We start from the raw sequence: 25,763 nt of genomic DNA, 5'->3' as shown, positions 1-25,763 counted from the left end.
CGCAATGGCCATATCGACAGCGGTGATTAGCTGGCCTTGAAACCTCACGCCGGATGCTCCTTCATCCAGATCCTCGCATCATTCATTCCGCGCCCCCGTCAAAGTCGATGAAGGTCCGCTACCAGACGCTCAAGCAAACCGGCCTTTAGAGGGTTGATCGAGATAGTAGCATTCTCACACTCTCTTTTGGCGGTTCGCCAGCGGAGGTGGCGCGAAGGTAGGCGTTGCAGCTCTGATCTTGTCAAACAGTGCCTGTCGCTCTGGTTCCGATGCATCAACCTGAGCCTCTGATATGATATCGCCGTTAAGCTGTGCGCGCATGCTATCCCATCTGCGCTTGAGTATGGACCAATGATGGTCATCATAGGAACCAGATATAATGACCGGACGAATGATAATTTTTGGTGGTGGGCTCGAAGTATTTTCTGTGCCCAAATAGGCATCCGCTTCGCGTGCCCATTTACTGTCGATCCGGTCGACACGGCCAATTTGCTGCTCGACGTGGGCCGGGTTCCACTCAAGGTGAAGTAGCACAACCATTCGGCACGCCTGGTGGAGATTGAGGCCCTCTCGTCCTACGAGTGATTGCGCCACGAGAACTTGCGGCCAGCTTCCTGCGCGATTGAACGCTGCCTGCAAGAGCCGCCGCGTTTGTGGTGCTGTATCGCCATACATTAAACGGGCGAAGTGTCCTTCGCGGCCCGCGAAGTCTAACAGATGCTCCGCCAGCCGCGCCTTCACGTTAATGTCAGAATCGTCCACCTGGTCCGCAATCGTAACTTCTCCAACGAGGGAGCGAAAAGCCGCCAACAAAGCGTCTTTGCTCCAAGGTTGATGTCGCTCGGAGAAGCTGCGCTGATCTTCAAGCGCAGCTAGGAGCGCAGAGTTGCCATCGCGTCGTCCAGCGTCTGCAAGCCAGAACTCTCTGAGGTCGGCCGCTGCCGGGTCGCCAACAAGTTCTCGGCGCATGGCTTCGAGATTGGCTCGGCGCGCTGCCTCAAAGCGGCTGGCGCGCTCGCGAAGGCGCTCATCCACGGCCTTGCGATCGAGCCCGCGCGTGTTCACGGCTGGGTCGCTCAGCGCAACCTTCAGCGCAGCTTCTCGTTCACTGTCGAGCTCGCCAAGCGCAGCCTGAGGCCATCTGTTTTCTACTTTGTCTTCGGCACAGAGGCGTCGAACCATCTCACGCGCGTCGAGCAAGAACGTGAGCGCGCGCATCGGTTTGATGAACCTGCCAAATACGAGAACCTTGTGCCCGGCGCGTACGGCATGCTCGATTTCCTCAGCCGTACGTATTACCGCCGGATGATCAAACAGACTGATGCCCTCCTCACCAAGCAGTTCGCGGCTAAGGCGTTGCCAGGGACCGATCGGGTCGCCTGGCGAATCATCCTGCATTATCTCGTCGTCAAATGCCTGCAATCGAGCCATTTCCTCAGCCACGTCACGCAGATAGCGCCCGCTGGGCAACGACAGCCGCATCCGCCGATCTTGAGGACTCAAGCGCTCTTCGTGCAGTTGGGAGAGCGCTTCGCTGGCGAGGAAGATCCGCCGCCATGCGAGGGGCATTTTCGAGATCGGCACTTCAATGGGAACAATCTCGCGATGCGAGCCACAAACTTTCCCGAAACGCTGGAGCAGGTGGTCCTCTCGCTTGTCTCGCCGCAACACCCACGGCGCAAGTGCAGCATATAAAATGCGGGAAGCTTCAGCATATCGGTTGACCAAATCCGAAGTAAGGGCCTCGTCAGCCTGAATGTTCTGGACCTCGCGATCGTAACGCTGGATCGCATCAGCCATTTCCGTCAGATGTTCGCTTCGAACACTCATAGGCAAGTGTCGCCTGTTCGATCACATGATCGAGATCGTCGAAACCAGGAAACTTTGTGCTGAATGTGCCGGCGCGCGGGTCGAGTTTGTGATCGAGGCCGCAAACGACCACGACCGGCCACTCCCGCCCCTTCGATGCGTGCCAGGTTACAATCTCGATGCCATCGGCCTCCGCGCCAGCGGGATTCGGACGGAGATCCTCACCCTTCAAGCCGACCTTGTTCTCGAGCCACCCAAGGAAAACGTTGGCACTCTGGCCATAGAAACCGGAGGCTTCGCGCATATCCCGGTGTGCATCCATGAATGCCGCCGCTTCAGCCTCGAAGCGAAGAAGGTCCGCTCTCATTTGGGCGGGGTCGTCGAGCCGGTCGCACCAGTCGCGTAGCCCGGCAACCTGGATCACCTGATGCACCAGTCTGTCCACCGGCGTCGCAAGCGAGTCAGGCCAAAGTCCCTGCAATGCCATGAGTTCTGGTGTCTCGATCCGGCCGTCGCGGGCCAGAGCGCCAAGAGCATCGCCGAGCGGCGTTGCGCCCGGGCCGAGCGTTGCGGTGCAGATCGCTGCATGGTTGTCTGCCGGATCGACGGCGAAACGAAGCGCGAAGCATGCTGCCTGAACGATTTTGCTTTGCCACCAGCCTCCTTCCGCAACGCGGACCGGCAAGCCCAGGGCCCGCAGCGCGGCGGCATAGCTCGCGCAGTGGCTGTGCGTCGGGCACAGGATGGCAACATCCCGGGGCTCCAAATCGCGCAAGGCCTTGGAATGCCTGTCCACGATGGTCACCCGATCATCCGTCAGCAGGGACAGGAGACGATCAGCGATGAAATGCTGGGGCTTTCCGCCGGAGCGGGCACCGCGCTTGTTGGCCAGCTCGATGACCTCCAGAGCGGTGTCGTGTCCCGAGGCATTCTGCGCGGCAAGCGCCGTATAGTCCTCACCGAAGAGGCACGGCCCCAGTGCGTTCACAAAATCCATGATGCGCGGATCAGAGCGCCAGTTCCGGTCGAGCGGGCTGGTTTCAAATTGCTGTGTAAGGGCGACAGTCAGACGCGGATCCGCGCCCTGGAAGCCCATGATCGCCTGCTTGGTGTCGCCGACGATCAATGCGCATTTGGCCTTGCGGGCCAGCGCCCACAGAAAGGTGAATTGGATCGGATTGGTGTCCTGGAACTCGTCGACAATGACGCAGTCGACCTCGTCCATGATGGCGCCAAGCACGGCGGGCTTTTCATCGAGTATCCGCGCAGCGTTGGTCACCATGTCGCTAAAGTCGATGACGCCGAGCTCGCGTTTTCGGGTCTCGTAGTCCGTCATCGCCGACTGTGCGCCTTCGACGAGAGCGCGCGCATGCGAAACCGCATCCTCGAGCGGTCCGGGGTGAAAAACCAGGGCGTCAGCCGCCAGCATGACCGCAGATGCAAGATCGTCGTAGCCGTCAGGGGTCGGACTGCCGCGCATCGACATACGCAGGGCCCGCAGCTTCTGCCACAGCCGCCAGTCTGTACCGCTGGATGCGAGCAGCTGCTGAGCCTGCTTCAGAGCGCGGAAGTTCTCGCGGAATGCTGTCTTGGCGGTGGCACTACCAGCATCGTCAGCGAGAGAGCGAGGAAAGGCCTGAAGCAAGGCATCGACAGTCTTCTGGAGCGCTGCAGCCAAAGTCTCAAATTTGCCGATCGGTGCACCGTATCCGGTCCGGATGGATGCCTCGACAAAGTCGGCCATCGCCGGATCGCTGCCTCGCGGACCGAGCGTTCGCAGCAAGGCGATGACGCCGAGCAACTTCTTGCGGAAGCTGTCCTCTGCGGTTTCGTCCGAGGAGAAGCTTCCTTGATAGCCAAGGGCGGCGAGGTTTCGGGAAAGCTCGCTCAATGCAGGATTTTCTTCGATCGAGCGACGGATCAGCAAGTCCTGCTCGTCTTCAGCGATCAGACGCTGCTGCGGAGATGAACCCGATGCGAAGGCGTGCTCGATCAGCAATCGGCGCCCCAGCCCGTGAATGGTGGAGACATAAGCTCTCTCGACAGCCAACGCTGCCGACAGATTGCTGTCCGCAATCAGAGCGCCCCGGATCCGCTGCCGCAACTCCCCGGCGGCGGCTTCTGTGAAGGTGACCGCGAGGATCTTCTCTGGGCGAACCCTGCCGTCCCTGACCCATTGGGTGAGGGTTTCCTGGATATGGTGCGTTTTGCCAGCTCCGGCGCCTGCGGGCACAATCGAAAGTTCAGTCATCGAGTTCGTCCGGGAGGGTTACAGAAGGAGCGGTATCGTCACGCATGAATGCGGTGATCAACGGACTGTCTTCGAGAGCGTAAGTGCCAAGTGCGGCGGCTTTCTGGAAGAATTTGGCGTCTGCCGTGGTGTTCGTTTCGAGCCGGCCAGCCTTGAGGGCGTCGAATCTCGCCGAAATCAGAGCAAGTGCATTCACGGCGATGTCACCTGCGACGAGTTCGACATCAGTGCTGTCAAACACCTCGATGCCATTGAGAAGGACGTTGCCGTCGTTTAGCGTGTGATAGGCAACCGCCGGCTGTTTGGACCAGCCGTTCAAGGTCTCGCCAATGCGAACGACAGCTTCGTGACTGCGCTCATCGATCCGAACGGTCATGCGCCGATAGAGATCGACCTGCAGGTCCCAGCCCTTCTGCAAGCGCTGTCTGCGGGTTCCGGAGCTGCTCTTTTTGTAATCGACGACGATCGGCTGCCCATCGGGAAGGCGCAGCAGGCAATCCGCTTTGCCATGTACGGGATGCACAAACAGGGTCCCCGAGAGCCAGAATTCGTTGCCCACGATCTCGGCGTTGAGGGATTTCAGTACCATCGACCAGTGCTTGGCGGACTTGGTGATTTCCGCCTCCAGCGTGTTGCGTTCGACAGCCCAGGCCGACGTCTGCAGGAACGGCGCAATTGCACGAATGCGTTCCAGAAGAAGCTCGGGCACCTTTTCTTCGATCACTTCGTCGGACGGGTGGTCCTTGCCCGGCGGGAAGAGGCGTTCGAACACCTCGTGGGCGAGAGAGCCGCGCAGCATGACGTCAAGCGCTTCCGGCTGCCAAGAGACGTGCTCGGCGCCGAGTTCAGCCAGGACCCAGGCCAGCGGGCTGATGAGGAGCTTTTCAAGCCGGCTCGGGCTCTGCGCTCTCGGGGTGCCATCATCCTTCTTGCGCAGGCTCAGGAGATCGAGATCAAACTCATAGTGCGTTGGCACTTCGATGGGCTCGAGGGGGTCGACCACTGGCCGCGGCTTCCAGGCCACCAGCCTGTCCCAGATCGTACCTTCACTATGCGTGAGCGGTACGACCAAAGATTCAGGATCATCCATGCCAGTGATGAGCCGGGAGATGAGTGGCAAACTTGACGAGGCGGAGAGAAAGCTGCCGCTGCGATCGCGTTCTGACAGGAGGAATATGACCTGGTCACTTGCGGCTCCAATCTGCCGCGCGAAAAGGTCGAGCGATGCAGCGAGCTGCTTGGCCTGGGACGGGAGCTGCAAGCCGATGGTGTTTGAGATCGCCTCAACCTCGCTGTCGAGGAAGAACGGATTCCCCGAAGGTGGGGGCGGATAGGCACCGTCGTTGAAGCCGAGGATGAGAAGTCTGCGAAACTGCCGCTTAGGCATTTCATGCGCCAACATGACCGAGATACCGCCCAGGTAGTAAGGTCCACGTGGGCAAGGCGGTGCCTGGTATGCTGCGGCCAATTGGATGGCCTTTTCCAGTTCCGCTTCGGCGGCATCATTGCCATTGCCGAGCGTGGCCAATAGGCGCGAAGCCAGCTGCTTCGCCTCAGCTACATCGGACGCAAGCAACTCGTCCTCACTGAGCAATCTCAGGTAGGAACGAATTTGCTCCTTGAGTTGACCGTTCGTCGCAGGTGACGCTGACCGGATCAGCGAGAAGAGCGCAGCCTGCTTTCCGTTCAAGTCTTGCACCAACATCGGGTGAAAATCGCCGGCCATGACGGCATTTGCCAAGGCCGATCCAACATCCGGGGACCAGCACAGAACGGGGGAACAGTATAGCGAGGCGAGCGCCATGGCGGGGGCAGGCCGCCGCCTGCACTGCAGGAAATGCAGGAGCGCTTCACCCCCAACATTTCTGCGATCCGGCGCAGCAGGGAGCGATGATGCCGTAAGGCCCGCATTCGCGAAGGCTTCCGACAGGTAATGCGTATACTCCGGCCCCGATGGCAGGATGATGCCGATCTCGCTCGCCGACAAAGTTCGATCCTCGGCAAGCCAGCGCTGGATGATGGCGGCGGCGGCTTCGCATTCCGTGAGTGCATCGCGGACGGAACAAACCGCGAGGCTGTCGTCCATGGGTACCGTTGGCGCCGAGGGATCAAGCAGATGCCTTTGGACATGCCCGGCGAGGATCGATTCAGGCGCTCGGCACACCTTGGGGGCCGAGACCAGGCGGACGTAATCAATATCGTCCTCGTCCAGCTTGCCGTGGTGACATTCGAGATGCTCGAGCACAGCGCGCTCGAGAGATGTCAGCTGGGTGCTATTCCGATCCCAGATCACCTGAAGCGACTGCAACGCATCGCCTGCCTCACAGGCGAGGAATGCCTTCAATATCGCCAGTTCGGACGGAACGATTGCTGGATTGCCAAGCCAAAGATCCCGTAGCGCCTCGATATGGGTGCGCGCCCTCCCGCCAGTTGCCAGGGCGGCGGTCGCAATGGATCCAGGCTCGAGGTCCCGCGTGGCCATCATCAGATGGCGCAGCATTGCGGCAACAGCCGTCGCTGTCTGTTCGGGGGCGACAGTAAAGCTCTCCGCCCATGGGGCGTCCTTACTCTGCGCTTCAAGAACCTCGCGCAGCGGCATCTCGGCACAATGAGGCAAGGCATAGAGGCTCGCCAGGAGCTGCGGACTGAGCGGCATGCAGCTCGCAAATGGCGCGTGGCCGATCCGCAGATGGCAGTTCTCAAACATTCAAATTAATCCCCCGACGACTGTCACACCGCGCCCAACACGTTCTCTGCCCATCAGCTACGACAATTTCGGTCGCAACATTTCCTGAGCCGCCGCGAGCCGCTGCTCCATCGTGTCCTGCAATGCCGCTGGCCCTTCGATCACCAAGTCACCCGCCCATCCGAACAGGTGATTGGCGAGCTCAAAGAGCCCTCCGGACCGAAATCGCACCAGCAGCTCCTCGCCATCATCTTCGAATTGCTGATGCGGGTGGAACCGCCATGCCCGCGCTCGCTCGACCGCATGCGGGCGGACCCGCAGCACAATATCGTGATCTTCCTCTTGCCAGATGCCGAAGCTGCGGGACATCCAGGCGTCGAGATCCCAATCATCCGGTGGGCAGCCGACGATCCCGCTGTGTCGAACGTTGCTCATGCGATCGAGCCGAAAGGTGAATGGGGGATCATCCCGGTCAGGCATTTTGCCAAGCAGATAGGTGATGGGGCCATGGATCAGGCCGTATGGGACGACCCGCCGCCATGCTGGCGTAGCAGCCCAATCGGGCTGATAATCGAAATCCACACAATGGGCGGCAAGGATCGCTGACTGAATCGTTGTCAGATCCTCGGGCGAAGCGATGACGGCTGGCCCTGCTGCAACGCGGGATCGCTGCAACCGGGTGAGCAGATCGAGGTCATTGTCCAGCCGGCGCCGCTCAGCGCTGTCAAAGGCGATCTTGATCTTTGAGAGCAGCTTCTCAAGCGCTTCGGTGTTGGCTGTGCCCTCAATCCGCCCGGCTTCGACCACTGCCTGGAGCGCGGCGACTTCGGCAGCGTTTGGCCTAGCATAGGCCCGGCCCGGGCTATCCTTGATCCTGAATCGTTTGATGCGCCCATCGATGGTTTCGTCGAGGTCGAAATGAATGAGTATGACGTTGCGAAGTCGCTCAACAGTTCGGCGGTTCACCCCAAGCAATGCAGCCATCTCATCAAGCGACAAGCCTTCGATGCTTTGCGTCAACGCATGCACGAGTTTGAGTGTACGATCGAGGTTACTGAGGCGCTTTGTCATTACAGCCACTGCTAACTGTCTGTCCTGCAAGCGCAAGGCGCATCACGCACAACCCCCAAGTTATACGACCATATTTGTCGCACCTCTGTGTTTGAAATCTCCACATGGAACCAGAACTCAGGGAGATTGCGCGCAAGATGGCACGTCAAAGGGCAGCACAGGCGGAATTCAGCCAGAGCGAGCAGGGTGAAGCAACGCATTTCGCTCACGCTGCTGCGCGGGTTTTGCAGGCGTTGAGTGTCAATCAGGTCAAGCGGTGCGGCGAGGATCTGATCGACTTGATTGACCGCGAGGTGCCTGTTGCTGCGTTACATAAGCTCACCAATCGGGAAAAGCCTTCAGTGGCGGAAATGCGGGCTGTCGCTCGGCAATTGGCAGCGAAGCGCGCCGTGCCAACCCAGTTGGACAGCGTGTTTGCATGGGTCGGCGAGCTGTTCGGCCTCGATTCCGCTGAGGTCACCATCCTCAGCATCTTTGCCCGCTGGGGAAAATTTGACTGCTGGCGAGAGCTCGTGCGCCGGGCACCCATCTCATGCAGCAACCTCACCCCGAGTGCTGTCGCCCAACTCTCCGGTCTCGCCGGCAACACCGTCGACCGAAAACTGATGCCCGGTGCACCGCTGTTTTCCTCGCGCTTGCTGCATGACGACCGCGACGGAGAATACAGCCTGAGCCCCCTGCTCAGGCGCCTCATTCGGGTCCACGCGGAAAGCCGAGACGAGATGCTGCGCTGGCTCATGCCCGAACCGGAGCGAGGGGGATTGCTCTGGCATGACTTCGAGCACCTCGATCCATTGCGGAGTATCGCTCTCAAAGTCCTCACGAGCAAAGAGCCTGTCAGCATCTTGCTGTTCGGGGAGCCGGGCACCGGCAAAACCGAGTTTGCGCGCACCCTTGCCACAGAGGCCGGAAGCGGCGCGATCTTCGCCGGTTTGAGCGACGATTTCGGCAACGAGCCCGATCGTTCTGAGCGCCTCGATCATCTGATGATCTTGCGGGCGATGTGCCGTCATCACCGCGACAGGGTCATCGTCGTCGATGAAGCCGACGATGTCCTGATGATGAGCGAGCGCAAAGGCAGTTCCAAGCAATGGATTAACCGTCTCGTCGAAGCACCGCAGGTTCCCACGCTCTGGATCGTCAACCAGCGTTCGCGATTGGACCCCGCCGTCCTGCGACGCATGACCCTTGCGATCGGCTTCGATCGCCCGCGCCTGGCTGTGCGAGAGCGAGTAGCCCAAAGGTCCGCTGAAACCGCATCGGTTGACCTCAGCGATGCTGAACTGCGTGATATTGCTTGCCTGAAAGCGCCCCCTGCCGTGGTGGCTGCAGGTATGAAGGCTGCCCATCTTGCCAATGGCGGGGCAGATGTCGCGAAGACTGCGATCCATAGCGTCATGCGCGTTCTGGGACAGTCCTGCACACCGGAAGCGTCCGTCTGCTCAGTCTACGACCCCAATCTGTCGCGTGCGGACACAGATTTGTCTCGCCTTGCTGAGCGCCTTGCCGCCACCCCAGACCGCGGTTGGAGCCTGCTGCTGTCTGGGCCTTCAGGTACTGGCAAATCCGCTTTTGCAAGGCATCTCGCCCAGGTCATGGGATTGGAGATCGAAGAGCGGCGGTGCTCGGACCTCATGAGCCCCTATGTAGGTGAGACCGAACAGAACATCGCCGAAGCCTTCGCCAGGGCTGCAGAGCGCGGCGCACTGCTGTTGATCGACGAGGTCGACAGCTTCCTGTATCGCCGCGAGGCGGGTCAGAGGAGTTGGGAGGTCAGCCAGGTCAACGAGATGCTGGTGCAGCTCGAACACCTCCGCACTCCCTTCGTCGCGACGACCAATCTGGCCGATAACCTTGATCCGGCGACACAGCGCCGCTTCACGATCCGTGCCACGTTCAATGCCATGACACCCGCTCAGGCCAGCCAGCTTTTCAAAGCCAAATTCGGAATCGACTGGCCTTTGGAGTGGCCCATCCACCATGGCCAAACCCCGGGCGACTTTGCCGTTGTTGCGCACCGCGCAAATCTGTTGGCGGAACGAGATCCTGCTGTCCTGGTGCGCTGGCTGCGTGACGAGATTGACGCACGCGGCGACCACGCAAGGGGCACGATGGGGTTTCACATCCACTCGGACACTGCACCACCCCGACGAGCAGAGCGGTTGGACGAAGCAGCATGAAACCGAGAGAATCGACCTGCGTCAGTCGACCAGAGGATAGTTCGGCATCGGCCACCTGTGTTCCGGGTTATCCATCATCAGATCGATGAAGATTGGCAGCAGGCAACCCAGAATTGAGGCACCATCCCTCACTTGATCGCGATTGACATCGCTGTTCCAGGTTGCGCCGCCATGTACCAATTGGTTCCTCAGGACATAGAGCCGATCGAACAAGATCGAGAGGATCCGAGCGGTGTCATGATCGCGCAAGGCATGCTTGATCGCGGTTCGGCTGCGTTCAAGCTTCTGCTCCCAATCCGCATGGCCAGCGGCCCCATTCTGGTGCTGCCAGAACGGGTGATAGACATAGCGATTGTCCAGCAACAGCCGTATTTCCTGACTGAACCGCTGCCAAACAGCATCGTAGACCCGGTGGCGCGCGTCGAACTTTACCAAGGTCGAGAAGAAGGCCTGGAACAGTCCGCGTTCGCCTTCCGGTGCAGAGCTACTGGCTGAAGCCTCAACATCACCGGCATAGGCCGCGTTGAACCCGATCCAGAGAAGAATGAAGCGGACGTCATGGTCCTGATCCTCAGCTTCCGCACGCCGAAGCCAGGATAGCGCGCGATGAACGCGCAGTGCCAAGGGGGTCTGAAAGCCTTCGCGCAGCGAGCGCTGCTTCTCTTTCAAGGCTTCGGGATGGAGAGAATTGCCAAGGGCGTAACGGTAAACCATTGGCACAGCTTAGCGCTGGAAATCCTAACCGAATAGATCACAGCGACATCAGCTTGGAATTTGGGAGACGGCGCGGATCCATTCATCGATCTCGGCTTCAACCCAAACTGCGCATTTCGGCCCCAGCGATCGCGATCTCGGGAACCGCCCCTCGCTCATACGCTGATAGATGGCGGAGCGGCGCAGTCCGACGCGGGCGATCACTTCCGGCAGGCGCAAAAGCCTCGCCGGCGGCGCTGCTTCGGGCGGTTGCGGCATGTGCATTTCATCTTGTGTTGCATGCGGCATTGTTGATCTCATTTGCTTGGGTTCGGTCCCCTCCGAACTCTCAGGCTACCGCGACAGTGACATCGTGATGTCTCGGCCCACGAAATCATCGATGTGCTTGGCAAGCATTCGTGCCACGAGCTGTGAGGTGCCGTTGGCCCACCGAGGCCGCAGATCCTCAATCCGCCGCCCCAGGGTCCGCTGAAGATGGACTGGGAGGCTGGTGAAGAACTCTTCGAGAAATTCGCCCATCTCGCCATGCATCCACTCGCAAGCGAGCTCTTCTTGCCCGGCAAGAGCAAGGATAATGGTCGCGCGGGGGTGCGCTCCACAGGCGGCGAGCACTAGTGCCGCTTCGTCGAGCCCGATAGGCCGCTCGCCACGCGCTACGCGAAGCAGGGTCTCGCGGTGCATCCCGCATTCACTGGCAATCCTGTGGCGGGGTTTGCCGCCGGCATCGATCGCATGGGCGAGCACGCGAGCCAGACTTTGATTAGCCGGTCTGGCAACGGTGGTTGGATGGTGCATGGCTGTCTCCTTGCGTCTGCACTAATGCGATTCGCAGGCATATCGCGAAGCATCCCATGTAGGAAAATGAAAAGAACATACATGGAACATCGCGTTTAGAGGCGAATCAGTTCCTCTATCCGAGTCGTCGCCAAATCCCGGCTGCCGAGACGGCGTTCACCGACACAAAAAGACTGACTTTACGTCCTTATCGTCGATTTTATGCGTTGAGCGGGAAAAGATGCGTCCGCATCCTTCCACCTCCAGACGGTATTGCCGCTGAACACTTTCCTACGAACATTTCCTAGATGCATGTGGAACACACAGCGAACGCAAGAACGCTGTGACCACCCCTCCAACCGGAGCTTCACATGCAGTCTCTCACCCTCCCCCGGCGCGCCAGCGTCAAGGGTCTCGGCAAGACCCTCAACATTGCCATCGCGGTCGCAATCGCGGCGCTTGCGGCGAGCGCCGCCTATGCCGGCGCTGACACGACCTTCACCCCTGCCCTCACGAAGTTCACGGACTTTCTGGAAGGCTCGGGCGGCAAGATCATCACGGTTCTCAGCCTCGCTGGCGGCCTGATCGGTCTGGCATCCGGGCGTTTTTCGCTCGGCCAGGTCGCCGTTCCGGTGGGTGTCGGCATCGGTGTCGGCACGGGTGTTCCGATCGTCACCTCGGTTGTGACTGCGGTCATCTGAGCGCGGCAAGGGAAGGCGGCGTCGCCATGGCAGACCCATACATCATTCCTCGACGGCTCGATGACCCGGAGCTTATCGGCTTCTGGACCATCGACGAGTTCGCGGGAATGCTGGCCCCCTTCACCTGGGGGATCCTCACCCAGCATATCTTTATCGGCATTATAGTCGCCTTCGGCGCCTGGTTCGCATTGCGAAAGGCAAAAGCAGGACGCGCCAGCTCCTGGGTAGCCCACGCCGCATACTGGCATCTGCCTGCAGGATTTCTGGGCCTAAAGGCAACGCCGCCTTCCCACTGCCGACTACTCGCCGGTTGAGGGGCACTTCCATGTATTCCGACATATCCCACGAACGGCAGCAATCGCTGCTGCGCCAGCGGAACCTCTTTGCGCTCACCAGCGCCGGCCTTGGCCTTGCACTGGTCGTCGCCGGGAGCCTTGCCGCCACCCGCGACCGCGAAGTGGTGCTGGTTCCGACTGTTCCCAAAGCGCTCACCGTGAGCAGTGCCGGGGTCGAGGCCGATTATCTCGAGCTCGTCACCCGCGATGCGGCCCTTGTTCTTCTCAATCGCAGTCCGGAAGGCCTCGATTACTGGATGAACGAAATCCTGAAGCTGGCAGATCCCGCAAGCTATGGCCGCCTCAAGGCCGAGCTCGTCCGGATCGTCGAAGAGCAGCGGGGCTCGGATGTCACCCAGGCATTCGTGATCCGGTCGATGACGGTCGATCCCAAGGGTCTGACATCGGATGTGACCGGCACGCTCAAGACCTTCGTCGGCGCGCAGGTGATTGCCAGCGACGAGCGCCGTTTCCGCTTCAGCTGGACTTACCGCGGCCTGCGCCTGGCGCTCGCCGGGTTTGCCCAGCTCCCCCCGCAGGACAAATCGAAGGAGGCCCAGTGATGGCTTACCGAAAAGGGACCCATACACGGGGTCTATTTCTGAGCGCGGCCGCTCTGCTCACCGCAGCATCCCCCGCTCATGCCGCCGACCAGTTCAAGCAAACGGCTGACGGCGCCGGAATCGAGTGCAGCGTTTCAGCGCGCGAGCTGACCCGCTTCGCATTGGTCGACGACCAGTTCGCCAGCGTCTCGAAGATCTCGACCGGCACGCCCTACAACGACTTTGCAGTGACCAACGAGCCGGTGCGCGGCGACATCTATGTGTCGGTGCCGGAAACTTACGCGGCGCGGTCGATCAGCTTCTTCACCACCACCAAGAAGGGCTTCGTCTACAAGGTCGCGTGCCGGGTTGAGCAAATTCCGGCGACCCAGGTCTTCATCACCAACCCCGTCATCGCGAAGAACCGGGCGGCGGATTGGGAAAGCCAGACCCCGATCGAGACCAGCGCCGTCAGGCTCATCCAGGCGATGGCCAATGACCGGACGGTCGACGGTTTCGAGGTCCGCCAATCGACTGCCATACCCGCACGGGTCGGCGATCTCGAAGTCCAGCTCATCGCTGATTATCGCGGCGCCAGCCTCACTGGGAAGGTCGTCCGCATCCACAATCGCGGAACGAAGAGCGTGACGCTCGCCGAACGCGATCTCGCACCGCGCGACACGCTCGCCGTCTCGATCGCCGATCCGAAGCTTGAGCCCGGGGCCAGCACAACCGCCTTTGTTGTCGGCGCAAGCGGGGAGACCGGCAATGACTGATGCAACCCATACGCCAAGCACTGCCCCTTTGCAGGCCGAGAGCGCGGCATCGTCCGAACTTTCCGGGCTCAACGCCCGCACCGCGCGCCGTCAGAAGCTGCTGCTGGGGTCGCTGGGAGCACTCGCCCTCATCGGCGGAAGCTGGTTCATCCTTGGCGGCGACGACAAGGCCAAGACCGGCGATCCCAATGCGGCGCAGACGATCGACACGGCAGGCCTGGTCAACCGCGACCTGTCCCAGCGCGAGTTCGTCGCGACCTACGGCAACAGGCTCGATGCGGTCACCCGCGAGCAGAAGGCGCTGAAGGATGGGAGCGTCCCGCGGACGGAGATCGAGGCGCAGCTGGCGGCTCTCAAAGCCGAGAACCAGGCCATGCGTGTCGATGGACAAGCTGCGATCGATGCTATCTCGGCAGAGAACGCCGAGCTCAAGACCCGGCTTGCCGCGCAGCCTGCATCACCGGCACCGGCTGTACCGCCACCGGCTTATGGGCCGCAGGCAGGCGGCTATGACGCAAGGGCCCGGTCACCTCAGACCAGTACCGGCGCCGCAGCAGGCGATCCGCAGGGCGGCATGATCCCTTCGCCTGGCGAGGTGAAGCTGATGAGCTTCAGCTCCGACAAGGCAGCGACCAATGGCCTCCGTGTGGGCCGGCCCGATGCGCCACCGGTCGTCGTCGAGGATTCGCCCGATTATCTGCCGCCCAACTCCTACGCTCCGGCACGCGTAATCGTCGGCGTCGATGCCTCGGCAGGTGTCGCCAGCCAGACCGATCCGCTGCCTGTGGTGCTTCGGATTACCGGCCCTGCTCGTTCGGTCATGCAGAACGGAAGGGTTCTGACCACCCGGATCCAGGGCTGCGTTGTCAACGGCGCGGCACGCGGGGATCTCAGCAGTGAGAAGGTCTACGTGAAGCTCGCCCGCATGACCTGCGATCAGCCTGGCGGCAGGGTCGCAGTGAGCGAGGTCAAAGGCTTCATCAGCTTCGCTGGCAAGTCCGGGGTCCGCGGCCGCGTCGTCAGCCGCGAAGGTAGCCTCGTCAGCCAGGCCCTGCTGGCCGGGATCGTCGGCGGCTTCGGGCGCGGCTTCTCGGCCAATGCCAACAGTGTCTTTTCCGGCGTCACGACCAACCCCAACGGCAGTCGCTCCAAGCTCTCGGCCGGCGACATTCTCGGCGGCGGGCTTGGCCAGGGTGCCGCCGATGCGGCCGACACGGTCAGCAAATACCTGATCGAGCGCGCCGAACAGTACCAACCCGTCGTCGAGATGCCGACCGGCATCGATGTCGAGATCGTGTTCCTCGACGGCGTCTACGTGAGGAACTCCCAATGATCGAAAATACTCTCCTCGAGCAGGACAATCGTCGGCGCCGCTGGTTGCGCACGGCGGCCGGACTGGCGGCCATCATAGCCGTGTCGGCTGCGACGGGATGGGGTGTGGCAAGCCTTGCTGCCCCCGCTGCCGCTCCGGACACGGCAAAGGTTCGAGAGGCGCTCAAGCTGCGCCTGCCCAAGACGCCGATCGACGCAATCAATTGCAAGGGCCTTGGCGGCCTGTGCGAGGTCGCGTCCAAGTCGACGCTCTTCTACGTCGACCGGGCCGCAAAATATCTGGTGATCGGCCGGGTCTACGACATGGAAGCCCGTCAGGATCTGACGGCTGCCCGCTTGCTTGCCCTTAATCCGGACTTGTTGGCAGCGGGGGCAGCGCGGCGCAGCAATCCTGAAGCACAAGCGGGAGGCGGCCCGAGCGCAGCCGCAGCGTCAGCCCGGAACACCCCGCCGCGCCATGTCCCGCTCGGCAATCTTCCCGCCAAAGGCGCGATCACCTGGGGTCCTGCCAACGGTCCGCGTGTCGTCGTCTTTTCAGACTTCCACTGCGGCTATTGCAAGAAGCTCGAGGCCGAATTGAAGGCGATCGGAGCGCGGGTCGAAGAGCGGCCGATCTCGATCTTCGGGGCGGAAAGCCGGCGCGATGCCGAACGGGTGCTGTGCTCGCCGCGGCCTGAGCTGGCGCTGCATATGGCCTATTCGGGTCTGGCGCTCGCCAATCCCAAACCCTGCGACACGAGCGGGCTCGATACCAACGAGGCCTTCGCGCGGGCCCACGGTTTTGGCGGCACGCCTGTGATCGTGCGCCCCGCCGATGGCGCCGTTCTCGAAGGCTTCCGGCCTGCCGCTGTGCTCCGGGACTTCCTGCGCACTGACCCCTCCCTGGCCACCACCCCTGCTCCCAAAGGATAGACCCATGCGTTTTCCGACACGTCTCCTTGCCTGCGCCTGTCTGGCCGGCCTTGCCAGTGGCTGCGCCACGTTCGGCACCAACGTCGAGGGCGATTTCACCTGCCGCGCGCCGAAGGGCGACTGCGCACCGGCTCACGTCATCGATGCCAAGGCGACGGACAATCTGTCGAACGGCACGCTGCTCCATGCTGACGCGCGGCAGAGGTCAGGCGTCGTGGATGCCGACACCAGCCGCACGGCGGAACGCACCTTGCGCGTCGTCTTCCCCGCTCATGTCGATGAAGCTGGAACGCTGCATGACGAAGCGGTCGCCTGGACCGTCGTCGAAAATCCACGCTGGGCCACCGAGCTGCGCCGCAAGGCGGGTGAGGACCAGGGCGGATCCCTGATGCGCCAGGTCCGTCGGCAGCTGAAAGCCGCTCGGAGAGCCCCTGCACCGGACGGCGCGGAGGGAGACCCGAACGTACCTGACGAGGCGTCGCCCTTCTCGTCTGCACGCGACGACGCGGGTCAGGCTGGCGGCATCTCGGGCGCCGATGCCCCCAGTCCCTTCAACGAAACTTCAGATGCCTCGCCGCTGGTCCTCCCCTCCACGGCGCGCGAGGCCGTTGCCGGTGCCAAGGCACCGGCGGTCGAGGGGTTCGACACGTCGCCTCCCCCGCGTGATCGAGCCCCTCGGCCTGAGGCGGGGCAGAGCGCTCCGGTGTTCCCGAGCGCAGCGGCGATTGAAGCCGCAAAGGCCGCAATCCGCCCGTCAGTCAGAACCGGCGAACAGCCGATCGTCAGCACCTCGCAGCCCAAGGAACCCAAGTGATGGCCGAACAACTCAAGACCGTCGTCGATCGGCTGCTCAGCGGATTGCTGGGTGATGCCGAACACGCCGACAAAGCCCGTCCGCAGCTCATGGTCGATATGCTCTCCGACTGGCTCCCCTACCGGGTCTATGATCCGGCAACCCGCCTTTACTTCAACGCACGATCGAAGGGCTTTGTCCTCTCGGTTACGCCGCTGATCGGAGCCGACGAGCGCACCGGGGAAATCCTGGGACAGTTCTTCTCGGAAGGACTGCCAGCAGGCGCCTGCCTTCAGGTACTCCACCTTGCAAGCCCGCGCATCAGCAGGATCATCGCCCCGTGGTTCGCCCCACGCTACATCCAGGGCGGCGTGTACGAGGCAATTGCCCGGCACCGTGCGCGGCGGCTCTATTCGCTCGTATGGGAGTCCGGCTCGCCGGACGCGCCCTTCCATGCGCGGCATCACCAGGTGATCGTCTCGGTCGGAGTGCCGACCTCCAAGTCGGTCAGCAATGAGGATCTCAAGCAGACCCGCGACGGCCTGGTGGCGATGCTCAAGTCGCTCAATCTCGGCGTGGTCGAAGTCGGGCCGGAAGCGCTCATCGCTGTCATCGATGATCTGACTTCGCCCACCACCGCCCCGCAGGACGATGCGGTGCCCTACAACCCGAATGATCCAATCGCCGCCCAGGCGATCCGCCACGACATCGAACTGGTGGTGGCTGAAGATCGCATGCGGCTCGTGACCGAGCGTTTCCGTCCCACTGGCAAGGTCAATGACGGCGTGCCCGAGATCGGGACCGTCTATCCCGATGCCTTCGATGTCCGGCATTTTGCCGTACGCAACATGCCATCGCGCTGGGCCCCGTGGGAATGCGCGCGGTTGATCGGCGACCTGTTCACCGACAAGCTGCGCTTCCCCTGCCCCGCCGCCACCATGCTGTGTCTCGTCTATCCGGATCAGGAGGCTGCATCGGCGAAGGCCGGATTCAAGTTCATGCGGACGACCAGCCTCGCCGGAACCCGCAGCGCGCGGTTCCTGCCTCGGATCGGCGAACAGGCCGCCGAGTGGCAGCATGTTCAGGCCGAGCTCCAGGAAGGCCGCCGTCTCGTGCGGGTCTTCTACGGTGTCACGACCTATTCACCGCTGGGCCAGGGAGATCGCCACGAACGCGCGATCAAATCGATCTACAAGGCGGCGGGCTGGGACCTTACCGACGAGCGCTACCTCCAGATCCAGGGATTGCTCGCCGCGATGCCGCTCACCCTGGCTGACGGGCTCGGCACCGACATGGAACGGCTAAAGCGGTTCAAGACCGTGTTGTCGACGACCGCCGCCAATATCGCGCCCATGCAGGGCGAGTATCTCGGCAGCGCCCTCCCCCACCTGCTGTTCGTCGGGCGGCGCGGCCAGCCCTTCTTCTGGTCCCCGTTCGAGAACGAGGCCGGCAACCACAATGTCGCGATCTGCGGCAAGTCGGGATCGGGGAAGTCAGTACTGCTCCAGGAGATGTGCGCCGCGCTGCGCGGTGCCGGCGCACAGGTGGTCGTGATCGACGATGGCCGCAGCTTCGAGCACTCGGTCAAGCTGCAGGGCGGCCGCTTTGTCGAGTTCACGATTGCAGCGGGCTTCTGCCTCAACCCGTTCTCGATGATCGATGCGACCCGCGCCGCCGAAGACGAGGACTACCGCCTCGACTGCTTCGGGATGATCAAGGCCATCGTCGGGCAAATGGCTCGCCACAGCGCGAAGCTGACGGATACCGAGCGCGGATTGATTGACCGGGCGGTCAACCTCGTCTGGGCGCAGCACGGCGCGGCTGCCACGGTCACGACCGTCGGCGAGATGCTGGCCGGTCTCGGCCATGACACTGCCGCTGACATCGCAACCGCGCTTGCCCCCTACATGGCGGGCGGAACTTACGGTGCCTTCTTCGAAGGCCAGGCAAGCCTCGACCTCGATGCGGACTTCACGGTCTTCGAGATGTCCGACCTCGCGAGCCGGGAGGATCTGCGCAGCGTCGTGCTCTCAGCCATCATGTTCATGACCAGCCAGGCCATGACGCGAAGCCCGAGGTCACTGCGCAAGCTTCTGCTGATCGATGAAGCCTGGTCGATGCTCAAGGGCGGTTCGATGGGTGAATTCGTCGAAACCTACGCCCGCACCTGCCGCAAGTATGGCGGCGCGCTGGCGACCGCTACCCAGTCGCTCAACGACTACTACAAGTCGGACGGGGCGACGGCGGCGCTCGAGAACAGCGACTGGATGCTGATCCTGCAGCAGAAGCCGGAGACGATCGCCGATTTCAAGGCGAGCAAGCGCCTCGATATGGACGATCGCACCGAGACGCTGATCCGCAGTCTCAAGCGCTCCGGGAGCGACTATTCCGAGGTGTTCATCAAGGGGCCGGAGACCGAGGCGATCGGGCGGCTCGTGCTCGATGACTATTCGGCAACGCTCTTCTCGAGTTCGCCCCAGACCTTTGCCGCCATCGATGCCGAGATCGCGCGCGGGCACCAGCTCGCCGATGCCATCGAGCGCATCGCTCATCCCACCCGCTGACACCCCATCACCAAAGGATCCCTGTCTCCATGCCTCTCCACCTCGTCACCCCCTTCGACCGGACCGACCCGTCCGAAGACGAACAGCCCGTCAGCCAGCCAGTCCACACCTTGCGCTCGCGCATGGCCGATGGCTGCTACATTCTGCTTCGCGGCTGCCTGTTTCTCGGCTCATCCTACCTGATGGCGCTGGGCCTGCCGCTGCTGTTCTTCCTGCTGTTGTCGGGCGGCAATCCCGATGCCTTCTTCGCCCATGTCGCCAATCTCGGTGACCGCTTCCTGGCGGCCGACCTCGCACGGCGCGTGACCTTCCTCGGCCAGTGCAAGTTCGTTCTGATCGGTCTCGCGACGCTCGTCGTCGTGTGGCGCATGCCGCGCTTCATCCGCGACCTCGACCGCGAACTCTCGGGAGAAAAGCTGTGAAGAACATTCTGGCAACATCGCGCCTGCGCTGGCGACTTACATCGATCAATCTCACCGCCGTCGTGGTCGGCGCGGGCATGATCGGTCAGGTTCTGTGGGGTGTCTGGGCGACGGACAAGCTGCTTGAGCTGGAAAAGCGCGAGGTCGTCACGGTTCAGCTGAGCCGGATCATGGGCGACTTCATCGAGGCTGAAGCGCGTGCCGGTCGGCCGCCGGAAGAAACCAGATTGCGCGTCCAGGCCTACCTCAAGGCCGTAGAAGCCTCGGTGCAGAAGCTCGGACGCAAAGGCCGGACAGTTCTGGTTGCCGAAGCAGTGGTCGCCGGGAGCACACCGGACCTGACCGGGTCTGTGCGTGCCGACGTCGTGCGCCGCATGGGAGCCACGCCCAATGCAGCCCGCTGATCTCTTTATCCGCTCAACTTCGGCGCGCCGGCTCGTGCTTTGGGGCGGGCTCGGCGCCGGGGCACTGGCGCTCTCCTCGCTTGCCGCCTTCGCGCAGGGCCATGCGCTTATGATCAATGTGAGCCCCAGCCTGCCCTACTGGGCCATCTGGGTCACGCGGGGGGCACCCGTGCATCGCGGGGACATCATCCTGTTCGACCCACCCGTCTCGCCTTTGTTGGTCAAGCATTTCGGGGCGAAGCCCAAGCCGTTCGGCAAGCGGGTGAGCGGTGTTCCGGGCGACATCATCACCGAGCAAAACCGCATCTACTTCGTCAACGGTGAGGCCGTGGCCAAGGCCAAGCTTGAGAGCCGCCTCGGCGAACCGCTGGCGCTTGGGCCTACGGGGCGCGTTCCGAAAGGCTGCTACTTTGTCACCAGCGAACACAAGGATGGCTTTGACAGCCGCTATGCCGCGATCGGTTGGATCTGTGGGCCGCGCATACTCGGGGTCGGGGGGCCGATCCTGTGAGGCTCCTCACTCTGCCGGTTTGCACCACTGCTCTGGCGCTGGCCATCGCACCACAGGCAATGGCTCGCGATTACGGCCAGCACGGTGCGGTATGGCCGGTCATCGAACCGGACCTGCTTCAGCAGATCCATGCCAGGCTCACCCAGCTTGAGAAGACCGGCGAAACGGCCCGTCTCAACGAAGAGCTGAAGCGGCGGACAATCGCCCGGGTCAACCGGCCAGAGCCGGTCGCTGGCGTTACCCTCGCCGCGGCGCTGCGCAGCTGGCGCTTCGATCCGACGATCACCGCCCCGCGCGACATCGCCGACGACAAGGGCCGGGTCATCATTGCCGCAGGCACGCGGGTCAATCCGCTCGATACCGTGCCGCTGCGCGCACCTCTCGTCTTTCTCGATGGGGACGACCCGGCACAACTCGCCTGGGCCACCCGCCGCTATGCCAGCACAAAAGCCAAGCTGGTCCTCGTGCGGGGTGCGCCGCTCGAACTCATGAAGGCCCGCCAGCGGCGCTTCTACTTCGATCAGGGCGGCAGCCTGGTGAAGCACTTCGGCATTCGCGCGGTGCCCGCAACCGTCGAGCAGCAGGGCCGCGCGCTCCTCATCACCGAGCAGCCCGTGCCTCTCAAGGAGCGTGCGCCGTCATGAGTAAGAAACATCGCCTTCTGTCATGGCTTTGCGGAGCACTTCTGCTCGCCAGCATGAATATCATCTCAGCCGCTCCGGCCCAGGCTGCGGCCGGCCCTGGGCGCTGCACCGGCAAGTTCGTCAATCCGATCACGGACATCTGCTGGTCATGCCTGTTCCCGATCTCGATCGGTGGCCTGAAGATCTGGCCGTCGAGCCGACCCGATACGAGCAACCCAGCTCTCCCCGTTTGCCTCTGCGGTTTGCGACCGGGCATCGCCATGGGGTTCTGGGAGCCGGTCCGGCTCGCCGACGTCAGCATGAAGCCATGGTGTTTCGTGAATCTCGGCGGGATGAAGCTCGATCCGGGGTTCGACATCGGCTTCAAGTCGATGGCGGGGCCATCGGCGGTCGGTGGCGCCACCCAGTACAACTCGCAGTGGCATGTCCACTGGTATGCCTATCCGCTGGTCTACTGGATGGAGATCGTTGCCGACTTCCTGTGCCTCGAGTCCGGCTCGATCGACATCCTCTACATCACCGAGATCGATCCGCTCTGGCAGGACAGCGAACTCACTGCGATCATCAATCCCGAGGCTGTCCTCTTCGCCAATCCTTTGGCGCTTGCCGCCTGTGCAGCGGACTGCGTGGCGGCAACGGCCAAGCTGCCGACCGATGAACTGTTCTGGTGCGCGGGCTGCCAGGGCACGATGTATCCGCTCAACGGCAATGTCTCGGCAACGATTGGCCATGTGCAGGCGTCGCGGCTCGCGCTCGCTCGCTTCTCCTACAAGCTCCACCGCGAGCTCGTCGCTTGGGGGACGATGGGCAGCAAAGGGCTTTGCGGCAAGTACCTGATGCCGGTGATGCGCAAGCAGCAGTACCGCTTCCAGGCCACCAATCCCAATCCGCAGACCAAGGGCCGCTACGCCTGCGCGCCCATTGGTGCCTCTACCACCTTCATGTCGGCAGGCCAGGTCTATCCCGCCATTGGCGAGGACATGGGCTACCTGGTCTGGCGCAAGCGGAATTGCTGTGCGCTATGAACAAACTTCCTCATCTTTTTGTAGTCACGTCGCTTTCCAGCCTTGCCGCTTTGGCTGGCGCCTCGGCGCAGACTGCCGAACCGGACCTCGATCTGGCCGCTATCCGGGCGCGGGCCAGTGCTGGTGCCCCCGATGCCGACGCGCTGTCCGCCAATGCCCGCGCCAGAGCCGAAGCACTCGCGCGGGAGGCGAGGACCAGCTCCGACGAGGCCGAGGCGCACGCTCGCCGCTACACGCGTGAGGCCGCCGCAAGCACGAAGCCTGGTGAGGCCAGCGCATTCGATTTTGACCGGATGGTGGCCGATGCCGGCGCCATGACCAGCGAAGGCATGGGCGAGGCGCCGAGGTTCATCGCCTTTGCTTCGCTATCGATGCCGTCTGCAGCGCTGCGTGCGATGATCGACGACGTGACCAAGGCTGGCGGTGTTATTGCCTTGCGCGGGCTGCCCGGCAACAGCGTCAAGGCTCTCACCACGGCATTGGCCAAAGTTGCCAAGCCCGGCGAGCAGCTGGACGGCGTCGGCATCGACCCGCGGCTGTTCCGCGCCTTCGGGATCGAGTCGGTTCCCACCTACGTCGTCACCAGCAGCGACTTCGATCTGTGCGACGGGTTCGACTGCCGGACGCAAGTTCCGCCGCACGACCGGATGAGCGGCAATGTCAGCGCAGCTTACGCGCTGGAGACCTTCGCGCGCGGCGGCGGCCCCGGCGCTTTGCTCGCCGCCCAGCACCTCGCCCGTCTTGAAAGGCAGGTTCCATGAAACGACCAGCCCTCTCTCTCGCTGGCGTGGGCGCGCTTCTGCTCGCCCTCGCCGGCCCGCTCCACGCCCAAACCACAACCGATGCTGCCAAGGCCGACGGCAAGGCTTTCGGGCGGGACAAGGCAGCCTCGGCGCAAAGCGCGGCAACGACGAACCCGGATGCAAGCCGCATCCCCAATTTCGGCGGCACGCCGAGCCAGTCGGGTTACTTCGACGATCCTGACCGGATGAGCCGCGAAGCGGCGAGCCAGGCGACGACCAACACCGGCTACAAGGCCATGCGGGATTCGATGGACCGGCGCGCCCGATTTGCGCCGCAGGATCTCGATGCAACGATCGCGCGCAGCAATGTGATCAGCGATGACCCGCTCGCCTATACGAGCGGAATGGCCATCGGCGGCTCGCAGGGACGCTGCGTACCCTTGCCGCCGGCCAGCGGAACCGCGGCGCGCTACATGGCGACCTGCAATGTTGGCTATACCGCAACACAGGAAACACGGACCTGCCCCGTGACGTTGACCGCGCGTGTCGAGCAGCGGCAGGTCTACGGCTACTACTGTGTTGGTGGTAGCGGGGTCGACCCGGCTTCGGTCTACAACTGCAACCGCTACCCCGCTCCGCAATGCACGGTCACGCAGTCCTATCCGATCAATCTGTGCGACCCCTATTTCGGGATCTACTGGGGCTGTAACTCGGGCAATCTAAGGGTCGATCTCGTTAGTTGCACGGTGCCGGTCGATGGCGCGACGCCCCACACGGTGACAGGCGAGAACGTCGTCACGACCACGCGCGATGAAAGCCAGTGTGCTGGTCTCGCGGCTGATACCTCGTGCCAGCAAGACACCGAGACGTGCACGGACAGCGATCCGGTGACCCGCATCGTCGATGGCATCGCCGTGACGCAGCCGTGCTGGGCGTGGAGCCGCAATTACAGCTGCGCGCAGTTCACTGAGGCCCAGGACTGCCAGACACTTGAAGCCACTTCAGGCTGCAAGCTGGTGCGCGAAGACTGCCTCGCGGGGGAGCCCTGCCGCACCTGGGAGCGGGTCTATGATTGCCCGGTTCCAGACCAGCCTGCAACGACCGGCCAGTTCATCTGCGACGGCGATGTCTACTGCATCGATGGCTCGTGCGAGACCATCCAGCGCGAGGCCAACGACGAGTTCAAGGACGCGGCCGTCGCCTTGAACGCGATGAACCAGGCGCGCCGCGAATTCGATCCGGACAACCTCACCCTGTTCAAGGGGACCCGGGAAAGCTGCTCGTCCAAGGTTTTCGGCGTGCTCAACTGCTGCAAGGGCAAGGGTTTCCCACTTATTCCGGGCATCCAGCTGCTCGTGGCGCTGGGCTGCAGCCGCGAGGAGACGCTGCTGCATCAGAAGGATGCACAGGGTCTGTGCGCCTACGTCGGCACCTATTGCTCGTCGTCGTTCCTTGGCGTGTGCCTGACCAAGCGCAAGGTCTACTGCTGCTTTGAATCCAAGCTCTCGCGGATCCTGCAGGAGCAGGGCCGCCAGCAGCTGAACAAGCCCTGGGGCAGCCCCAAGACCGAGCAATGTCAGGGCTTCACCATCGACGAGTTTGCCCGACTCGACCTCTCGAAAATGGATTTCAGCGAGGTCTATTCCGAGTTCACCGACGCCGCCCGCCTGCCTGACGAGCTGCAGGCCACTCAGGACATCCAACAGAAGATCGAGGACTACTATGCCCGCGCCCGCCAGTAAGGCCGCGTGGCGGCTGCTTGCCGCCTGCGCGATTACCAATTCCGTTTGCCAATTGTCTCCGGCGACCGCCCAGTCGGTCGCAAGCCGGACCGATGCGCCGCCCAGCGCACAATCGGCCGAGCGCCAGGATAGCTTCTATTGCGAGGAGCGGCGGCTCGGATACTGGTTCTACTGCGAGCGGCCCAAGACGCCGGAGCAGAATTCGCCCTCGCCAGCGCCTGCGGCCAGCGCGACCAGCCAACTTGATGCGATCACGGCGACTTTGCGCGAACTGAAGGCCAAGGCGATCCTCGAGCCGACGCCGGCGAATGTGACGGCCTATATCCGCTTCCAGCGCGCCCAGCTCGACCGCGCGTCGCTCTTCAGCGACGTCTGGCAGCGGGCGATCTGGCAGGATCCTGAGCTCGACTACACGCTGCAGCGCCCGGTCTCGACGCTTGGCAAGCGCCAATGGCAGGATTCGCGAAGCGCGGAACGGAACGCCGCGATGGCTCAGCTCTCCGAGCGCTACGGGCTGTTCTACTTCTTCGCTCAGAGCTGCGGCGCCTGCGAAGTCATGTCGCCAATCGTGCAGAGCGTTGCCTCGACCTGGCATATCGCTGTGCGCGCGATTTCGACCGACGGCGGCCCGTCGCGGCATTTCCCGAACTACACGGTCGAGACCAACCAGCGCAGCCGCATGGGGCTCGAGCCCAAGATCACGCCAGCGGTCGTGCTCTGGGACGCGCAGACCGGCCGCCCCATCCCGATCGGCTACGGCGTCATGAGCGCCGACGAACTGCAGGACCGGATTTACCTCCTCACATCGAAGGAAGCTGGACGTGACTACTAG

Annotated in this window: 24 protein-coding genes; 17 read left to right on the top strand and 7 right to left on the bottom strand. The window is 62.7% G+C overall.

Going from position 1 to position 25,763, the window contains the following annotated elements:
* Window positions 1-174 precede the first annotated feature (174 nt).
* Genes LQ220_RS05600 through LQ220_RS05585 form a run of 4 tightly spaced genes read right to left on the bottom strand, consistent with a single transcriptional unit; the run spans window position 175 to window position 7,817 of the window.
* Window positions 175-1,830: a helicase-related protein gene (locus LQ220_RS05600; RefSeq protein WP_230187331.1), complete on the bottom strand. Its 1,656-nt coding sequence runs from the start codon at window positions 1,828-1,830 to the stop codon at window positions 175-177.
* Entirely contained in the window at window positions 1,793-4,060 is a 2,268-nt protein-coding gene (locus LQ220_RS05595) for a UvrD-helicase domain-containing protein (RefSeq protein WP_230187330.1), read from the bottom strand. The genes LQ220_RS05600 and LQ220_RS05595 overlap by 38 nt, the downstream gene beginning before the upstream one ends.
* On the bottom strand, window positions 4,053-6,767 hold the full coding sequence (locus tag LQ220_RS05590) for a PD-(D/E)XK nuclease family protein (protein ID WP_230187329.1): 2,715 nt from the start codon (window positions 6,765-6,767) through the stop codon (window positions 4,053-4,055). The genes LQ220_RS05595 and LQ220_RS05590 overlap by 8 nt, the downstream gene beginning before the upstream one ends.
* 57 nt (window positions 6,768-6,824) lie before the next feature.
* Window positions 6,825-7,817, bottom strand: a complete 993-nt coding sequence (locus LQ220_RS05585; RefSeq protein ID WP_230187328.1) for a WYL domain-containing protein — start codon at window positions 7,815-7,817, stop codon at window positions 6,825-6,827.
* 137 nt (window positions 7,818-7,954) lie between these two features.
* Here LQ220_RS05585 and LQ220_RS05580 point away from each other — a divergent pair, with 137 nt between their 5' ends.
* The gene (locus tag LQ220_RS05580) at window positions 7,955-9,997 is read left to right on the top strand and encodes an ATP-binding protein (protein WP_230187327.1); all 2,043 of its coding nucleotides are present in this window, start codon (window positions 7,955-7,957) and stop codon (window positions 9,995-9,997) included.
* 21 nt (window positions 9,998-10,018) lie between these two features.
* Here the strand turns inward: LQ220_RS05580 and LQ220_RS05575 are convergent, their stop codons facing one another.
* From LQ220_RS05575 to LQ220_RS05565, 3 genes are all read right to left on the bottom strand, one after another.
* The gene (locus LQ220_RS05575) at window positions 10,019-10,711 is read right to left on the bottom strand and encodes a HEPN domain-containing protein (RefSeq protein WP_230187326.1); all 693 of its coding nucleotides are present in this window, start codon (window positions 10,709-10,711) and stop codon (window positions 10,019-10,021) included.
* A gap of 48 nt (window positions 10,712-10,759) precedes the next feature.
* A complete protein-coding gene (locus LQ220_RS05570; protein WP_066554254.1) occupies window positions 10,760-10,975 on the bottom strand; it encodes an AlpA family phage regulatory protein in 216 nt (71 codons plus the stop codon).
* Window positions 10,976-11,044: 69 nt separating this feature from the next.
* Window positions 11,045-11,506 carry a hypothetical protein gene (locus tag LQ220_RS05565; RefSeq protein WP_030089677.1) on the bottom strand — a complete coding sequence of 154 codons (462 nt, stop codon included), beginning with the start codon at window positions 11,504-11,506 and terminating at the stop codon, window positions 11,045-11,047.
* A gap of 350 nt (window positions 11,507-11,856) precedes the next feature.
* Between LQ220_RS05565 and LQ220_RS05560 the strand changes: the two genes are divergently transcribed.
* From LQ220_RS05560 to LQ220_RS05485, 16 genes are read left to right on the top strand one after another with little or no spacing between them, the layout of a single operon-like run.
* Window positions 11,857-12,186 carry a hypothetical protein gene (locus LQ220_RS05560; protein ID WP_230187325.1) on the top strand — a complete coding sequence of 110 codons (330 nt, stop codon included), beginning with the start codon at window positions 11,857-11,859 and terminating at the stop codon, window positions 12,184-12,186.
* A 26-nt stretch (window positions 12,187-12,212) separates the two neighbouring features.
* A complete protein-coding gene (gene traL / locus LQ220_RS05555) occupies window positions 12,213-12,500 on the top strand; it encodes a type IV conjugative transfer system protein TraL (protein ID WP_230187324.1) in 288 nt (95 codons plus the stop codon).
* Between the two features lie 11 nt (window positions 12,501-12,511).
* Window positions 12,512-13,084, top strand: a complete 573-nt coding sequence (locus LQ220_RS05550) for a type IV conjugative transfer system protein TraE (protein WP_144901110.1) — start codon at window positions 12,512-12,514, stop codon at window positions 13,082-13,084.
* Window positions 13,084-13,839 carry a type-F conjugative transfer system secretin TraK gene (locus tag LQ220_RS05545; RefSeq protein ID WP_230187323.1) on the top strand — a complete coding sequence of 252 codons (756 nt, stop codon included), beginning with the start codon at window positions 13,084-13,086 and terminating at the stop codon, window positions 13,837-13,839. The genes LQ220_RS05550 and LQ220_RS05545 overlap by 1 nt, the downstream gene beginning before the upstream one ends.
* Window positions 13,832-15,172, top strand: coding sequence for a TraB/VirB10 family protein (locus tag LQ220_RS05540; protein ID WP_230187322.1), 1,341 nt, complete (start codon window positions 13,832-13,834; stop codon window positions 15,170-15,172). Before LQ220_RS05545 ends, LQ220_RS05540 begins: the two co-directional genes overlap by 8 nt.
* Window positions 15,169-16,083, top strand: a complete 915-nt coding sequence (locus tag LQ220_RS05535; protein WP_230187321.1) for a DsbC family protein — start codon at window positions 15,169-15,171, stop codon at window positions 16,081-16,083. The genes LQ220_RS05540 and LQ220_RS05535 overlap by 4 nt, the downstream gene beginning before the upstream one ends.
* A 4-nt stretch (window positions 16,084-16,087) precedes the next feature.
* Window positions 16,088-16,897 carry a conjugal transfer protein TraV gene (locus LQ220_RS05530; RefSeq protein ID WP_230187320.1) on the top strand — a complete coding sequence of 270 codons (810 nt, stop codon included), beginning with the start codon at window positions 16,088-16,090 and terminating at the stop codon, window positions 16,895-16,897.
* On the top strand, window positions 16,897-19,440 hold the full coding sequence (gene traC, locus LQ220_RS05525) for a type IV secretion system protein TraC (RefSeq protein WP_230187319.1): 2,544 nt from the start codon (window positions 16,897-16,899) through the stop codon (window positions 19,438-19,440). Before LQ220_RS05530 ends, traC begins: the two co-directional genes overlap by 1 nt.
* A 29-nt stretch (window positions 19,441-19,469) precedes the next feature.
* Window positions 19,470-19,862 (top strand): hypothetical protein, encoded by a 393-nt coding sequence (locus LQ220_RS05520; protein ID WP_230187318.1) that lies wholly within the window; start codon window positions 19,470-19,472, stop codon window positions 19,860-19,862.
* A complete protein-coding gene (locus LQ220_RS05515; RefSeq protein WP_230187317.1) occupies window positions 19,859-20,266 on the top strand; it encodes a type-F conjugative transfer system protein TrbI in 408 nt (135 codons plus the stop codon). Before LQ220_RS05520 ends, LQ220_RS05515 begins: the two co-directional genes overlap by 4 nt.
* Window positions 20,253-20,777, top strand: a complete 525-nt coding sequence (locus tag LQ220_RS05510) for a S26 family signal peptidase (RefSeq protein ID WP_230187316.1) — start codon at window positions 20,253-20,255, stop codon at window positions 20,775-20,777. Before LQ220_RS05515 ends, LQ220_RS05510 begins: the two co-directional genes overlap by 14 nt.
* Window positions 20,774-21,421 (top strand): type-F conjugative transfer system protein TraW, encoded by a 648-nt coding sequence (gene traW, locus LQ220_RS05505; protein WP_230187315.1) that lies wholly within the window; start codon window positions 20,774-20,776, stop codon window positions 21,419-21,421. Before LQ220_RS05510 ends, traW begins: the two co-directional genes overlap by 4 nt.
* A gap of 53 nt (window positions 21,422-21,474) precedes the next feature.
* On the top strand, window positions 21,475-22,446 hold the full coding sequence (traU, locus tag LQ220_RS05500; RefSeq protein ID WP_230187314.1) for a conjugal transfer pilus assembly protein TraU: 972 nt from the start codon (window positions 21,475-21,477) through the stop codon (window positions 22,444-22,446).
* Complete coding sequence (gene trbC, locus LQ220_RS05495; protein WP_230187313.1) at window positions 22,443-23,207, top strand: type-F conjugative transfer system pilin assembly protein TrbC; 765 nt, start codon at window positions 22,443-22,445, stop codon at window positions 23,205-23,207. Before traU ends, trbC begins: the two co-directional genes overlap by 4 nt.
* On the top strand, window positions 23,204-24,931 hold the full coding sequence (locus tag LQ220_RS05490; RefSeq protein ID WP_230187312.1) for a conjugal transfer protein TraN: 1,728 nt from the start codon (window positions 23,204-23,206) through the stop codon (window positions 24,929-24,931). The genes trbC and LQ220_RS05490 overlap by 4 nt, the downstream gene beginning before the upstream one ends.
* A complete protein-coding gene (locus LQ220_RS05485; RefSeq protein ID WP_230187311.1) occupies window positions 24,912-25,763 on the top strand; it encodes a conjugal transfer protein TraF in 852 nt (283 codons plus the stop codon). Before LQ220_RS05490 ends, LQ220_RS05485 begins: the two co-directional genes overlap by 20 nt.

The sequence above is a fragment of the Sphingobium sp. CECT 9361 genome, assembly GCF_918741285.1.
Lineage (GTDB): Bacteria > Pseudomonadota > Alphaproteobacteria > Sphingomonadales > Sphingomonadaceae > Sphingobium.
Note: the sequence above shows the minus strand (reverse complement) of the source record. Positions and strands in the feature narration are given on the sequence as shown.